The sequence below is a fragment of the Streptomyces sp. NPDC048295 genome (assembly GCF_040652135.1).
GTDB lineage: Bacteria > Actinomycetota > Actinomycetes > Streptomycetales > Streptomycetaceae > Streptomyces.
Map to the genome: position 1 here is coordinate 1 of NZ_JBEZLL010000023.1, position 16,678 is coordinate 16,678.

Below are 16,678 nucleotides of genomic sequence, written 5' to 3' on the forward strand. Positions count from 1 at the left end.
CCGTCCCGACCCTCCACCAACAGATCCCACAGATCATCCGGAGAACCCACCCCACCCGGATAACGACACGCCATCCCCACCACCGCGATCGGTTCGGTGGCGTCGCCGACCAGCTGCTCGTTGCGGGAGCGGAGCCGTTCGTTCTCCAGCATGGATGCGCGGAGTGCCGCAACCAACTGCTCAACTGATGCTTCCATGATGTCCTCAGCCCTCGCTACGGTTCGGGTCGGCGGACGCGAGCGCGGCGCGCACCAGGTCGTCGACGTCCATGGTCCTGATCGCTTCGCCGGCCTGGGCGGCCTCGCCCTGGGGCGCCGGTGTTCCGGAACCGCCGGATTGTGCGGCGTCCGACGGGCCGGCGAGCTTCAGCAGCGCGTCCAGCAGCCCGGCCTCGCGGAGCGCGGTGACGGGAATGGCTGCCAGTGCCCGCCGGATCTCCGTGTCGTCCGGTCCCTGGGGTGTCCCCGGGTGCTTCTGCGCGGCGCCGGTCGTGTCGGGGGTGGTCTCGTCGATGCCGTGGGGCAGTTCGTCGAGGAGGAAGTCCGCCAGCACCTGCGGGCTGGGGTAGTCGAACATGAGCGTGGCCGGCAGCCGGAGGCCGGTGGCCTTCTGCAGGCGGTTGCGCAGGTCGATCGCGGCGAGCGAGTCGAGGCCCAGCTCGGTGAAGCCCTTGGACACGTCGATCGTGGCCGGGACGCTGTGGCTGACTCCGGCGACCTCGGCGCGGACGATGTCGAGGACGGTGCGCTTGCGTTCGGCCTCCTTCATCCCGGACAGCCGCTGTTCCAGGGGGAGTTCGGCTGCGGGGGCCGCCACCGCGGTGACGGCGGGTGCGCGTACCTCCTTGCGGGGGGCCGGCCGGGACGGTGCACCGAGGACGTCCTTGAGAAGCAGCGGCGGTTCGCCGGTCGTGTGCTCGGCCGGCTCCACCCGGATCGGTACGAGGACCGCTTCGTCGAGGGTGAGTGCCTCGTCGAGCAGGGCGAGCCCGTCGGCGGTGGGCAGGGCGGGCATGCCCAGGGTGCGCATCCGTCGCAGGTCGGCGTGGGTGACGCCGCCGCCGAGTCCGGTCCGGGTCTCCCACAGTCCGAAGGCCAGGGAGGTGGCGGGCAGTCCGGCTGCGCGGCGGTGGGCGGCGAGGGCGTCGAGGAACCGGTTGGCCGCGGCGTAGTTGCCCTGTCCGATCCCGACCACGAGGCCGGCGCAGGAGGAGAACAGGATGAACGCCTTCAGGTCCAGGTCACGGGTGGCTCGGTGCAGGTGCCAGGCCGCGTCGGCCTTGGGGCGCAGCACGGTGTCGAACTGTGCGGGGGTGAGTGAGCCCACCAGGGCGTTGTCCATGGTGGCTGCCGCATGGACCACGGCGGTCAGTGGGTGGTCGGCGGGCACCGTGCCGAGCAGCTCGTCCACGGCTGTCCGGTCGGCCACGTCGCAGGCGGCGACGGTGACCTGGGCGCCGAGCGCGTTCAGTTCGTCCCGGAGCTCGGTGGCGCCGGGGGCATCCGGACCTCGTCGGCCGGCCAGCAGCAGGTGGCGTACGCCGTGCTGTTCGACCAGGTGGCGGGCGACGACGGCGCCGAGCCCGCTGGTGCCGCCGGTGATCAGCACGGTACCGGTCGGGTCCCAGGGCAGGGGGCGCGTGGGCGCTGCGGCGGCCATGCGGGCGAGCCGGAGTACGCGTACTTCGGCTCCGCGCAGGACGACTTCGGATTCTCCGGCGGCGGCCACGGCGGGCAGGGATTCGCGAGCCGTCGTGGATCCGTCGGAGTCGACGAGGACGAATCTGCCGGGGTATTCCTCCTGGACCGCTCGCAGCAGCCCCCACACCGGTGCCTGGGCGAGGTCCACGGCTGCGGCGTCGTCGTCGGTGACGGTGACTGCCTTGCGGGTCACGACGAGGAGGCGGGCGGTCGCGTACCGTGCGTCGGCCAGCCAGGTCTGCAGCGTCTCCAGGACGTGTCCGGTCACGGCACGGACGGCGGCCGGGAGGTCGGCTCCGTCGGCGGACAGGACGGGAAGCAGGACCACTTCGGGGACGGGTGCTCCGTCCGTGACGGCCGCGCCGAGCGCCGAAAGGTCCGGGTAGGTGGTGAACGCGTTGTCGGCCCCGGCGGTGAGGGTGCCGTGCGGGTCGCTGCCGACGACGGCCCAGCGGTCGGTGGACGCGGCGGCCGCGGCACCGAGCGGAAGTTGCTGGGAGACCAGGTGGAACATGGCTTCGCGTTCGCCGCCTCCGGCGGCCGCGGCGGCGTTGACCTTCGCCGCGGTGACGGGGCGCACCACGAGGGATTCGACGGTGGCGACCGGTGTGCCCTGCGGGTCGGCGAGTTCGAGCCGTACCGCGTCGGATCCCTGGGAGCGGTGGGACTCGACGGCGGTGATGCGGACGCGCAGCTGGGAGGAGCCCGCGGCGTGCAGGGTCACTCCGGACCAGGCGAAGGGCAGCTGGGTACCTCCGACGTCCTGCGGCCGTCGGCCGTCCATGAAGTCGGTCGCGCTGAGGGCCGCGTCGAGAATGGAGGGGTGGAGCCGGAAATCGGCGCCGACGGCGAGGGAGTCCTCGGGCAGGGAGACCTCGGCGAACGTCTCCTTGCCGCGGGACCAGATGCCGCGCAGGCCGCGGAACATGGGCCCGTATCCGTAGCCCTGGCCGGTGAGGTAGTCGTAGACCCCGTCGATGTCGACGGCGGTGGCTCCCTCGGGCGGCCAGACGGTGGTGTCGAGTCCGAACGGGGCGGCGCTCGCCAACTCCGTTGTGCCGGGGGCGAGTACGCCGCTGGCGTGCTTGCTCCAGGGTGCGTCGACGGCGGCGTCGTCGGGCCGGGAGTACACGTTGAGCGAGCAGCGGCCGTCGGCGTCCGGTGCGTCGACGACGACCTGGACGGCGAGTCCGCCGTGCGGCGGGAGCGGCATCAGGGCCTCGATGGTGAGTTCCTCGACCACGTCGCAGCCGACCTCCTCACCGGCCCTGATCGCCAGTTCCACGTACCCGGTGCCGGGGAGGAGGACGGTGCCGAGGACGTCGTGGTCGGCGAGCCAGGGGTGGCTGCGGATCGAGAGGCGTCCGGTGAGCACCACGCCGCCCGCCTCCGGGGAGGCGACGACCGCGCTGAGGAGCGGGTGCGCGGCGGCGGTCTGGCCGAGACTCGTCACGTCGCCGGTGTCGGCGGGGGGTGCGTCGAGCCAGTACGTGGTGCGGTCGAAGGCGTATGTGGGCAGTTGGACGCGTTGTCCGCCGCGGCCGTCGAAGATGTCGCCCCAGCGGGGGGCCGAGCCGGCGACGTGCAGCCGGGCGACGGCGGCGAGCAGCGATGCGGCCTCCGGGCGGCCCTTGCGCAGGGCCGGTACGGCGAGCGCTTGTGCGGGCAGGTGGGAGGAGGACTCGGCGAGCGCGGTGAGCACGGCGTCGGGGCCCAGTTCCAGGAACCGGTTGACGCCTTCGGCGGCCAGGTGACGGATGCCGTCGGCGAAGCGGACGGCTTCGCGCACATGGGTCACCCAGTACTCGGGGGAGGTGAGCTGTTCGGCGGTCGCGGCGGTGCCGGTCACGTGGGAGACCACGCGGAGGGCCGGTGTGTGGTACGAGATGCGCTCCGCGACCTGGCGGAATTCAGCGAGCATGGGGTCCATCAGCGGGGAGTGGAACGCGTGCGACACCGTGAGCCGCTTCGTCCGGCGCCCCAGACCCGCGAAATGCTCCGCCACCCGCAGCACCCCCTCCTCCACACCCGACACCACCACCGACGACGGACCATTCACCGCCGCCAACCCCACACCCCCACCCAGCAACGGCAACACCTCGCCCTCCGACGCGGCCACCGCCACCATCACCCCACCCACCGGCAACGCCTGCATCAAACGACCACGCGCCACCACCAACTCCGCCGCATCACCCAGCGACAACACCCCCGCCACATGCGCCGCCACGATCTCACCGACCGAATGACCCGCCACCACATCCGCACGCACACCCCACGACTCCACCAAACGGAACAACGCCGTCTCCACAGCGAACAACCCCGCCTGCGCAAACAACGTCCCGCTCAACACACCCGCATCCCCACCCCACACCACATCACGCAACGAACACCCCAACCGGACATCCAACTCCCCCACCACCGCATCAAAAGCCTCAGCGAACACCGGGAAGGACCGATACAGCTCCTGCCCCATCCCCAGCCGCTGCGCACCCTGACCCGTGAACAGGAACGCCGTCAGGCCTTCCGGAAGGGTTCCGGAGCCGGTGATGACATCGGTGGCGTCGTTGCCCGCATCGCCCCCGGCCAGTTCGGTGAGGGTGCGTACGGCCCCTTCGCGGTCGGCCGGAAGGAGGACGGCCCGGTGGTCCAGGGCGGCGCGGGTGGTGGCGAGGGAGAAGCCGATGTCGATGAGCGACTGCTCCGGCTCGGTCTCCAGGTGGGTCAGGAGCCGGCCGGCCTGTGCACGGAGCGCCTTGGAACTGCGGGCCGACAGCAGCAGGGGGATGACGGGCAGTTGCTCCTGGTGGACGGGCCCGGCGGCCTCGTCCGGTGTGCCGGCCCCGGTGGCCGGTGCGGCGGCCCGGGGCGCTTCCTCGATGATGACGTGGGCGTTGGTGCCGCTGAGCCCGAAGGAGGAGATGCCCGCGCGGCGCGGCCGGTCCTGCGGTTGCCAGGTGACCGGTTCCGTCAGCAGCCGTACGTCGCCGGATTCCCAGTCCACCCGGGGCGACGGCTCGTCCACGTGCAGGGTTCTGGGCAGCAGACCGTGGTGCAGGGCCATCACCATCTTGATGACTCCGCTGACACCGGCTGCCGCCTGGGCGTGCCCGATGTTCGACTTGACCGAGCCGAGCCACAGCGGACGGTCGGCGGGCCGGTCCTGGCCGTAGGTGGCGAGCAGGGCCTGCGCCTCGATCGGGTCGCCGAGCCGGGTTCCGGTGCCGTGGCCCTCCACCGCGTCGACATCGGTCGGTGCGAGTCCGGCGGCGGCCAGTGCCTTGCGGATGACGCGCTGCTGGGAGGGGCCGTTGGGCGCGGTGAGGCCGTTGGACGCGCCGTCCTGGTTGATGGCGCTGCCCCGGACCAGGGCGAGGACCGGGTGGCCGTTGCGCCGGGCGTCGGAGAGCCGCTCGACGAGCAGGAGCCCGACGCCCTCGGCCCAGCTGGTGCCGTCGGCGGCACCGGCGAACGCCTTGGAGCGGCCGTCGGCGGCGAGGCCCCGCTGCCTGCTGAAGTCGACGAAGATCTCGGGGGTCGGCATGACCGTGACGCCGCCTGCCAGCGCGAGGTCGATCTCGCCCGTGCGCAGCGCCTGGCAGGCCATGTGGAGGCTGACGAGGGAGGAGGAGCAGGCGGTGTCGACGGTGACGGCCGGCCCTTCGAGGCCGAGCGCGTAGGCGACGCGGCCGGAAGCGATGCTGCCCGCGCTGCCGTTGCCGAGATAGCCGGCCAGGTCGTCGGGGACGTCGGTGACGCGACTGCCGTACTCGTGGTACATCACACCGGCGTAGACGCCGGTCTGGCTGCCGCGCAGGGTCTCCGGGTCGATCCCGGCGCGCTCGAAGGTCTCCCACGCGGACTGGAGCAGCAGCCTCTGCTGCGGGTCCATGGCGAGGGCCTCACGGGGCATGATGCCGAAGAACTCGGGGTCGAACTCGGCGGCGTCGTAGAGGAATCCGCCTTCGCGTACGTAGGTGCGGCCGGGCAGGCCGGGCTCGGGGTCGTAGAGCGCGTCCGCGTCCCAGCCGCGGTCGGCGGGGAAGTCACCGATGGCGTCGACGCCGTCGGCGACCAGGTTCCACAGGTCCTCGGGCGAGCGGACTCCGCCGGGGAAGCGGCAGCTGATGGCGACGACCGCGATGGGTTCGTCGTCGACCGGGGCCGAGGGGGTGGTGACGGCCGGCGATGCGGGTGCCGTGCCGGTGAACAGGGTGTCGAGGTAGCTGGCCACGGCACGGGAGCTGGGGTAGTCGAAGACAAGGGTGGCGGGCAGCCGCAGCCCGGTGGTTCCGGCCAGCAGGTTGCGCAGTTCCACCGCGGCGAGGGAGTCGAAGCCCTGCTCGCGGAAGGCGGTGTCGGGGCCGACCGCCTCGGGCGACGGCTGGCCCAGGACAGCGGCCACCTGGGTGCGGACCGCGTCGAGCAGGATGCGGGCGCGCTCCTCGGGGGCCGCGCCGGCGAGGCGTCCTTCCAGTGCGGAGCCGGACGCCCCTGGCTGCACGGTGCGGCGCACGGGTGTGCGGACGCGGCCGCGGAGCAGCGCGGGCAGTTCGTCGGTGCGCGCGGCGAGTGCCTTCGCGTCGACGGTGAGGGGGACGACGACGGTGTCGCCGGTGGTGACGGCGGCGTCGAAGAGGGCGAGTCCCCGGTCGGCGGGCAGCGCGGGCAGGCCGAGCCGCTTCATGCGTTCCAGGTCCGCCGCGGTGAGGTCACCGCCGAGGCCGGTGCTGACCTCCCACATGCCGAACGCGAGGGAGGTCGCGGGCAGTCCGGCGGCTGCGCGGTGGGTGGCCAGCGCGTCCAGGAAGACGTTCGCCGCGGCGTAGTCCGCCTGTCCCGCGGCGAGGACGAGGCCGCCCGCGGAGGAGAACATCACGAAGGCGGTGAGGTCGGTGTCCCTGGTCAGCTCGTGCAGGGTCCACGCCCCGTGGGCCTTGGGGCGAAGAACGGCGTCGAATCCCTCGGGGGTGAGAGTGCCGACCAGTCCGCCGTCGGCGACCGCGGCGGCGTGCACGACGCCGCGCAGCGGGTGTTCCGGCGTGATGCCGTCGAGGAGTCCGGCGAGCCGGTCTCGGTCGGCGACATCGCACGCGGCGACGGCGACCTCGGCCCCGAGGCCGGTGAGTTCGGCGACGAGGAGTTCGGCACCGGGCGTTTCCATGCCGCGCCGGCCGGCGAGCAGCAGGTGCCGGACACCGTGCTCGGTGACCAGGTGGCGGGCGACGAGTGCGCCGAGACCGCTGGTGCCTCCGGTGATGAGGACGGTGCCGTCCGTGTCCCACGGGGCGGGGCGCGCCGGGTCGGCCGGGGTGGCCCGGCTCAGCCGGGGCACCCACGACTCCGCCTGCCGGACCGCGGTTTCGGGCTCGGCGCTGGAGGCGGCCGCGGCGATCGCCGCGGCCGTCGCGGGTGCGTCGCCGTCGTCCTCGGGGCCGAGGTCGACGAGGTGGAAGCGGCCCGGATTCTCTGCCTGCGCGGCCCGTACCAGCCCCCAGACGGTGGCCTGGACCGGGTCGGGGTCCTCGCCCGGGTGCACGGCCATCGCGCGCCGGGTGACGACGACCAGGCGGCGGGTGGCCGACGCGGGGTCGGCGAGCCACGCCTGGAGCTCGGCGAGGACGTGGTGGGTCAGCGCGCGCACGGCCGCCGGGACGTCCGGGTCGGCGGGCGTGGCCGGGCAGTGGAGGACCGTGTACGCGGAGGCGTCGTCGGCGGGTGCGGGCTGCGGGGCGGTGGGTACGGACCGCTGCCATGCGATGCGGTGGAGCGAGGCGGACAGGGCGCCCGAGGCTGCGGCGATCTGCTCCGGCGAGACCTCCCGGGAGACCAGGGACCCGACGGTGGCCACCGGGGCGCCGCTGTCGTCGGCGACCATGATGGCGGACACCTCGTCGCCGCGGATGCGCTGGATGTGCACGCGGAGCGAGGGCGTTCCGGCGGCGTGCAGCGTGACACCGTTCCAGGAGAACGGGAGCAGCGTCGCCGCGTCGGCGGCCGGGTCGCTCAGCAGGTCGGCGTGCATGGCGGCGTCGAGGAGCGCGGGGTGCAGGCCGAAGGCGGGGGCCTCGTCGCGGGCCGGTCCGTCGAGGGACACCTCGGCGAACACGTCGTCACCGCGTCGCCATGCCGCGCGCAGCCCCTGGAAGGCGGGCCCGTAGGCGTAGCCGCGTGCGGACAGCCGCTCGTAGGCGGAGGTGACGTCCACCGGGTCGGCCCCGGCCGGGGGCCACTGGGTCAGTTCGAAGGCGGGCGCGGGGGCTTCGCGGGTCAGCGTGCCGTAGGCGTGGCGCGTCCAGGGGCTGTCCGGGTCGTTGCCGGTGCGGGAGTGGATGCTGACCGGCCGGGCGCCGGATCCGTCCGCCGCGCCGACGACGACGCGCAGGGAGACACCGCCACGGGCCGGGAGGGTCAGGGGTGCTTCGAGGAGCAGTTCCTCGACGCGGCCGCAGCCGACGTGGTCGCCCGCCCGGATCGCCAGCTCGACGAAACCGGTGCCCGGGAGCAGGACGCTGCCCAGCACTCCGTGGTCGGCGAGCCAGGGCTGGGCGCTGGTGGTGAGCCGTCCGGTCAGGACGACGCCACCGGTGTCCGGGGTCGCCACGGCGGCACTCAGCAGGGGGTGGGCGACCGGTTCGAGACCGGCCGCGTCCAGATCGCCGGCTCCGGCGACCGCGTCGAGCCAGTACCGCTGGTGCTGGAAGGCGTAGGTGGGCAGGTCGGGGCCCTGTCCGGTGCCGCTGAGGCCGCAGAGGGCGTCCCAGTCGACGGGAACGCCCCGGGTGTGGAGCCGGCCGACGGCGGTGAGGAGTTCGCGGGCCTCGGACCGTTCCCGGCGCAGTGTGGCGGCGAACGCCGCGGCGTCCGGGTGCTCGACGCAGTCCTGGCCCATGCCGCTGAGCACGGCGTCCGGGCCGAGCTCGACGTAGGTGGTGATGCCGCGGCTCTCGGCGAACCGTACGGAGTCGGCGAAGCGGACCGCGTCCCGCACGTGCCGGACCCAGTAGTCGGCGCTTCCCCAGTCCTGCGCCAGGTCGCCCGTGACGCCGGACACGACCGGGAGCGACGGGCGGCCGAGGTCCAGGCCGGCCACGACCGCACCGAACTCGGCGAGCATCGGCTCCATGAGCGGCGAGTGGAAGGCGTGCGACACCCGCAGGGCGGTGGTTCTGCGGCCCTGGCCGCCGAAGGCGGCGGCGAGGTCCGAGACCGCGTCCTCCGCACCCGAGACGACCACGGCGCGCGGCCCGTTGACCGCGGCGATGCCGATCGCGCCGGTCAGCAGCGGCAGCACCTCGGCCTCGGTCGCCTCGACGGCGGCCATCGCGCCGCCGACGGGCAGCGCCTGCATCAGCCGGCCGCGCGCGACGACCAGCCGGGCCGCGTCCGACAGCGACAGCGCCCCCGCCACGTGCGCGGCGGTGATCTCACCGACCGAGTGCCCGATCAGGAGGGCGGGGCGTATGCCCCACGAGTCCAGCAGACGGAACAGCGCGGTCTCCACCGCGAACAGGCCGGCCTGTGCGTGCATCGTCCCGTTCAGGGCGTCGGCGTCCTCGCCCCACATCACGTCGCGCAGCGGACTTCCCAGCTGTGCGTCCAGTTCGGCCAGCACCGCGTCGAAAGCCTCCGCGAACACCGGGAAGGACCGGTACAGCTCCTGTCCCATACCAAGGCGTTGGGCGCCCTGGCCGGTGAACAGGAAGGCGGCCTTCCCCTCACTGACCTGGTCCCGTACGGGCCCGGTGCCGGAGGCGACGGCCAGGAGGCCGGCTGCCAGTTCTGTACGGTCGGCGCCCAGGACGACGGCCCGGTGGTCGAGCGCGGCGCGCGTGGTCGCCAGCGCGTGCCCGGTGGCGGCGAGGGCGTCGTCGGAGACGGTTTCGAGGTGGCTGATCAGGCGCGTGGCCTGTGCGTCCAGGGCCTGTGGGGTCTTCGCCGACAGCGGCCACGACACCAGGCCGGCCGGGGCGACGGGCGGGGCCGCTGGTGCGTCGTCGGCCGGCCGGGTGGGCGGCTCCTCGATGATGACGTGCGCGTTGGTGCCGCTGATGCCGAACGACGACACCCCGGCCCGGCGCGGGCGGCCGTGCGTGGGCCAGGGGGTGGAGCCGGTCAGGAGTTCCACGGCGCCCGACGCCCAGTCCACCTGCGGCGAGGGCTCCTCGGCGTGCAAAGTCGCGGGAAGGATGCCGTGCCTCATGGCCTGCACCATCTTGATGACGCCCGCGACTCCGGCGGCGGCCTGGGTGTGGCCCATGTTCGACTTGATGGAGCCGAGCAGGAGCGGGCTGCCGTCCTCGGGGCGTTCGCGGCCGTAGGTGTCGAGCAGGGCCTGTGCCTCGATCGGATCGCCGAGGGTGGTGCCCGTGCCGTGTCCCTCGACGGCGTCGACGTCGGCGGGTGTGAGACCGGCCTCGCTGAGGGCCCGGCGGATGACGCGCTGCTGGGCAGGACCGTTGGGGGCGGTCAGACCGTTGGACGCGCCGTCGGAGTTGACCGCGGAGCCGCGGACCAGGCCGAGCACCCGGTGCCCGTTGCGTTCGGCGTCGGACAGCCGCTCCAGCAGGAGCATGCCGACACCCTCGCCCCAGCCGGTACCGTCGGCGCCGCTGCCGAAGGACTTGCAGCGGCCGTCGGCGGCGAGGCCGCGCTGCCGGCTCATGTCGACGAAGGTGTCGGGGGTGGACATGACCGTGACGCCGCCCGCGAGGGCGAGCCCGCAGTCGCCCCTGCGCAGGGCCTGGGCGGCCCAGTGCATCGCGACCAGTGAGGACGAGCACGCGGTGTCGACCGTGACGGCGGGGCCTTCGGTGCCCAGTGTGTAGGCGACGCGCCCGGACACCACGCTGGCGAGGCTGCCGTTGCCGTGGTAACCCGCCACGTGCTCGGGCAGGGGACCCAGGCGCAGGCCCCAGTCGTGGTACATCACGCCGGCGAAGACGCCGGTGTCGCTGCCGCGCAGCGTGTGCGGATCGATGCCCGCGCGCTCGACAGTCTCCCAGGCGATCTCCAGCAGCAGTCGCTGCTGGGGGTCCATGGCCTGGGCCTCGCGGGGGCTGATGCCGAAGAACTCGGCGTCGAAGTCCGCGGCGTCGTAGAGGAATCCGCCCTGGTCGGTCAGGCTTCTGCCCTGCGCGGTGGGGTCGGGGTCATGGACGTCGGCGTCCCAGCCGCGGTCGGTGGGGAAGGCGGAGACGACGTCGCGCCCCTCGTCGACCAGCTGCCACAGCTCCTCGGGCGAGGTCACGCCCCCGGGATAGCGGCACGCCATCGCGACGATGGCGATGGGCTCGTCGTCGGCCGCGGTGGTGACCGCAGGGGCGTGCGGGCGACCGGTGCGGTCGGTGTCGCCGCCGAGCCGTCCCGCGAGGTGGTCGGCGAGCGAGCCGGGGGACGGGTAGTCGAAGACGAGGGTGGCCGACAGTGTCAGTCCGGTCGCCGAGGCGAGCCGGTTGCGGAGCTCGACGGCGGCGAGGGAGTCGAAGCCCGTCTCGTTGAAGGCCCGGGTCGGGACAACGCGTTCGGGTCCCTCGTGACCGAGGACGGCGGCGACCTGGGTGCGGACGAGGTCGAGGAGGACGTCGCCCCGTTCGGCGCGGGTCAGGCCGGTGAGCCTGCGGCTGAGCGACTGCTCGACGCTGACCCCGCCGGCGTCCACGGAGCGGCGCGGCGGGCGGACCAGGCCGCGCAGGACGGCCGGGATGTCGGCGGCGCGTGCGTTCAGGGCGCGCAGGTTCAGGCGTACGGGGACGACGGCCGGCACGGCGTCGGTGGTGACCGCGCGGTCGAGCAGGGCAAGGTTCTCCGCGGCGGACAGGGGCTGCAGACCGAGGCGTTCGATGCGCCGGAGCGCGGCCTCGTCGAGGGAGCCGCCCATGCCGCCGGTGCCGGTCCACAGGCCCCAGGCGAGCGAGGTGGCCGGCAGGCCGAGGGCGCGGCGGTGCGCGGCGAGGGCGTCGAGGAAGACGTTGGCGGCGGCGTAGTTGCCCTGTCCGGCGCCGTCCAGGAATGTCGCCGTCGAGGAGAACAGGACAAAGGCCGAGAGGCCGTGGTCCCGGGTGAGTTCGTGCAGGTTCCAGGCTCCGTCGGCCTTGGGCCGCAGAACGGTGTCGAGCCGTGCGGCGTCGAGCGCGTCGACCAGTCCGTCGTCCAGGACGCCTGCCGCGTGGACCACCGCGGTCAGCGGCAGCCGGTCCGGCACGGCGCCGAGCAGGGCGGCCGTCGCCTCGCGGTCTGCGATGTCGCACGCGGCCACCGTGACTTCGGCGCCCAGTGAGGTGAGCTCCGCCCGGAGTTCCTCCGCTCCGGGTGCCGCCATTCCTTGACGGCTCGTCAGAAGTAGTCCGCGTACGCCGTGTTCGGTGACCAGATGACGGGCCAGCGTGGCGCCGACACCGCCGGTGCCACCGGTGATCAGGACGGTGCCGGCGCTCCGCCAGGGGGTGGCGGCGGGCTGCGGGATGTCGGGGACCCTGGACAGCCTGGGTACGTACACCTGGCCCGCACGCACGGCCAGTTCGGGCTCGGTCGCACGTGCGGCGATGCCCAGCAGTTCGTCGGGGGCGAGGGAGCCGTCGGTGTCGACGAGGACGAAGCGGCCCGGATGCTCGGCCTGGGCCGAGCGCACCAGTCCCCAGACGGGTGCCTGCGCCAGGTCGGGCCGATCCCCCGGTGCGACGGCGACGGCGTCACGGGTCACTACGGCCAGCCGGCCACGCCGGGGCTGTTCGTCGTCGAGCCGGGTCCGCACGGCCGTGAGGATGTCGTCGAGCGCGGCGCGGACGTCGGCGGGCAGGTCGTCCCCGGTCGCAGCCGGCACGGTGTGCAGCGTCGTGTCGGCGGTGCCGGGGCTCGCCGAGGGGACGGGCAGGGGGATCCACCGGACGTGGAAGAGGGCGTCGTGGTGCGCGGCGGCCGCCAGTCCGTCGGCGGCCATCGGACGGACGAGGAAGGAGTCGACGGAGGCGACGGACGCGCCGGTGGTGTCGGCGAGTTCGAGGGCGACCTCGTCGGTTCCGGTCGCCGTGATGCGCACCCGCAGCGAGGTGGCACCGCTCGCGTGGAGGGTGACGCCGCTCCAGGCGAACGGGAGCAGGACGCGCCCGTCCGTCTGCCGGGTGCCGGTGGCGAAGTCGGTGGCGTGCAGGACCGCGTCCAGGAGCGCGGGGTGCAGGCCGAAGGCGGCCGACCGGTCACCGGCCGGTTCGGGGAGCCGGACCTCGGCGAACACCTCACCGGGCGCCCCGCGCCACACCGCCCGCAGGCCGTGGAAGGCGGGGCCGTATCCGTAGCCCTGTGCGGCCAGGTCGTCGTAGAGGCCGGTGATGTCGACGGGTTCGACGCCGGGCGGCGGCCAGATGCCCGCGGCGAAGTCCGCCGTTCCGGGCCCGGGTTCGTCCTGCGGGACCAGCTGTCCCGTCGCGTGCCGGGTCCACGGTGCGTCGTCGGCGGCATCCTCGTCACGGGAGTAGAAGGCGAGGGCTCGGTGTCCGGCCGCGTCGGCCGGGTCGACGACGATCTGCAGGGCGACACCGCCGGTGGTGGGCAGCGGCAGCGGGGCCGCCATCACGAGTTCGTCGAGACGCTCGGCACCTGTCTGTGCGCCCGCCCCGACCGCGAGGTCGACGAAGGCGGTACCGGGCAGCAGGGCGTGGCCGGCGATGACGTGGTCGGCGAGCCAGGGGTGCGAGCGGAGCGAGACCCGGCCGGTGAGGACAGCGCCGCCGGTGTCGGCGAGGCCTACGACGGCACCCAGCAACGGGTGTCCGGCGGCGACCTGGCCGAGCGCGGTCGCGTCCTGGGCGGCGACCGGAGCGCTCAGCCAGTACCTGCTGTGCTGGAAGGCGTAGGTGGGCAGTTCGACCAGGTGCGCGCCGGTCCCGGCGAAGAACGCGTGCCAGTCGGCGCGGGCGCCGCGGGTGTGGGCGACGGCCAGCGCGGAGAGCAGCTGCCGTGGCTCGTCCCGGCCGCTGCGCAGCACGGAGGTGAACACGGCCGCCGGACCGGCACTCTCGCGGCCCATCGCGCAGAGCACCGGGTCGGGCCCCAGTTCGAGGTACGTGGTGACGCCCCGGTCGTCCAGCAGGCGGACGACGTCGTGGAAGCGGACGGCTTCACGGATGTGCCGGACCCAGTGCTCCGGGTCGCCGAGGTCCTCGGCGGTGGCGATGCGGCCGGTGAGGGCCGAGACCACGGGGAGCTTCGGCGGCGCGTAGGTGAGGATCTGCGCGACCTGGCGGAACTCGTCGAGCACGGGGGCCATCAGTGGCGAGTGGAAGGCGTGGCTGACCCTGAGCCGCTTGGTCCGGTGCCCGGCGCCTTCCAGTTGCGCGGCCAGCGCGGTCACCGCGTCCTCGTCCCCGGACAGCACGACGGACTCAGGCCCGTTGACCGCGGCGATGCCGACCGTGTCACGGCAGTGCGCGATCAGCGGTTGCACCGTCTCCTCGGACGCCTGCACCGCGATCATCGCGCCGCCCTCGGGGAGTGCCTGCATCAGCCGGCCGCGGGCGGCGACGAGGGTCGCGGCGTCGTCGAGCGAGAGCACACCGGCCACGTGGGCCGCGGTCAGCTCGCCGATCGAGTGCCCCGCCACGTAGTCGGGGCGCATCCCCCAGGACTCCAGGAGCCTGAACAGGGCGACCTCGACGGCGAAGAGGGCCGCCTGCGCGTACATGGTGCGGTCCAGCAACGCGGCCTCGGGGGAACCCTCGTCGGCGAACAGGACGTCCCACAGCGACTGGTCGAGCTGGAGGTCGAGATAGCCGATGGCGTTGTCGAGGGCCTTGGCGTAGACGGGATAGGCCTCGTACAGCCGGCGGCCCATGTCGAGCCGCTGGCTGCCCTGTCCGGTGAAGAGGAAGGCGGTGGTCCCGCCGGTGACGGATGCGCTCACGCCCGGGGCGTCCCGGCCGTCGGCGACCGCGCGCAGTCCGGCGAGCAGGCCGTCGCGGTCGTCGGCGAGCACCACGGCGCGGTGGGGCAGGGCGGCGCGGGTCGTCGCGAGCGAGTGGGCGACGTCCAGCGGGCGCAGGGCGGGATCGCCCTCGACACGGGCGATCAGGCGCCTGGCCTGGTCGCGCAGGGCCTCCTCGCTCCTGGCGGAGACCATCGCGGGCAGGGGCTGTCCGGCCGCGGCCCGGGTGCCGTCACCCTCGCCGGCAGCGGATCCGGTCTCGGCGGCGGGCGGTTCCTCGACGATGAGGTGCGCGTTGGTGCCGCTGACGCCGAAGGAGGAGATGCCGGCCCGGCGCAGGCGGGCGGACGGGGCCCAGGGCACGGCTTCGGTCAGCAGGCGGACCTCGCCGGCCGTCCAGTCGACGTGCGGAGAGGGTGCGTCGACGTGCAGGGTCGCCGGGAGGAGACCGTTGCGCATCGCCATGATCATCTTGATCAGTCCGGCCGACCCGGCCGCTGCCTGGGTGTGCCCGATGTTGGACTTCACCGATCCCAGCCAGACCGGTCCGCCGGTCCGCTCCCGGCCGTAGGTGGCCAGGAGCGCCTGAGCCTCGATCGGGTCACCGAGGGTGGTGCCGGTGCCGTGCGCCTCGACGGCGTCGACGTCTGCCGCGGTGAGACCGGCGTCGGCGAGCGCCTGCCGGATCACCTGGCGCTGGGCCCGTCCGCTCGGTGCGGTGAGACCGTTGGACGCGCCGTCCTGGTTGATGGCCGTGCCTCGGATGACGGCGAGCACGGGGTGGCCGTTGGCCCGTGCGTCCGACAGGCGCTCCAACACGAAGACGCCGACGCCTTCGGCGAAGGCGGTGCCGTCCGCGGCGGCGGCGAAGGCCTTGACGGTCCCGTCGGGTGCGAGACCGCGCTGTCTGCTGAACGCGGTGAACGTGCCGGGGCTGCCCATGACCGCGACGCCGCCCGCGAGCGCGAGGCCGCACTCACCGCGGCGCAGCGACTGGACGGCCAGATGCAGGCCGACCAGCGACCCGGAGCAGGCGGTGTCGACGGTCAGCGCCGGTCCTTCGAGGCCGAGGGTGTAGGAGACCCGCCCGGAGACGACGCTGGGGGCGTTGCCGCTGAGCAGATAGCCGTCCAGGCCGTCCGGTGCCTCGTGCAGCCGCATGGCGTACTCCTGCGGCTCGGCGGCGACGAACACTCCGGTACGGCTGCCGTGAAGGGTCCCCGCATCGATGCCGGCGCGCTCGACGGCCTCCCAGACGGTTTCCAGCACGAGCCGCTGCTGCGGGTCCATCGCGAGCGCCTCGCGGGGGCTGATGCCGAAGAAGTCGGCGTCGAACCCGGCGGCGTCGGACAGGAATCCGCCGTGCCGGGCGTAGGTGGTGCCGGGGGTGGTGGGGTCGTCGTCGAAGAGCCGGTCGAGGTCCCAGCCGCGGTCGGTGGGGAACTCGTCCCGGACATGGGTGCCTTCCGCGACCAGCCGCCACAGGTCCTCCGGCGAGGCGACATCACCGGGGTAGCGGCAGCCGATGCCGACGACGGCGATCGGGTCGTCGGTCGCGCCGGCCGGCGCGACGACGGGCTCCGGCCGGTCGGGCAGACCGAGCGCCTCCGTGCGCAGATGCGCGGCCAGAGCGGCCGGTGAGGGGTGGTCGAAAGCGACGGTAGGGGGAAGGGTGAGGCCGGTCGCCGCGGTGAGACGGGCCTGCAGCGCGACGAGGGCGACGGAGTCGAGCCCCAGTTCCCGGAATGCGCGGTCGGCCTCCACGACCGCCGGCGCGTCGGGACGGGCCTGCCGCAGCGCGGTGAGGGCGTTCTCCTGTACCAGGTCGAGCAGCACCCGCGTCTGCTCGGCGGTGGGGAGGGACTCCAGCTCGCGCACGAGCGCGGCCTGCTGCAGCGTGATCCCGCCGGGCACACCGTCGGTGCCAGAGACGAAGTTTCCGGACTCGGTCATCTGCACTCCACACAATTCGTCGCCCGTCACCGGACGGAAATCACCAAGGAACCGCACCACTGCGTGTCACGCTATGAAGGCGAGGGGGCCGGACACAGCCCCTAGGGCC

At 73.7% G+C, this 16,678-nt stretch carries 2 protein-coding genes; both read right to left on the bottom strand.

From position 1 onward, the window contains the following. Window positions 1–197: polyketide synthase docking domain-containing protein (locus AB0D53_RS29005; protein WP_362451919.1), on the bottom strand; the 197-nt coding region annotated here is incomplete at its 3' end. Window positions 198–204: 7 nt separating this feature from the next. Then, a complete protein-coding gene (locus AB0D53_RS29010; protein WP_362451920.1) occupies window positions 205–16,569 on the bottom strand; it encodes a type I polyketide synthase in 16,365 nt (5,454 codons plus the stop codon). Window positions 16,570–16,678 lie beyond the last annotated feature (109 nt).

Coding starts and splice junctions, on each gene's coding strand:
- AB0D53_RS29010 (WP_362451920.1), bottom strand. CDS start 16,569: ATGACCGAGTCCGGAAACTTCGTCTCTGGCACCGACGGTGTGCCCGGC.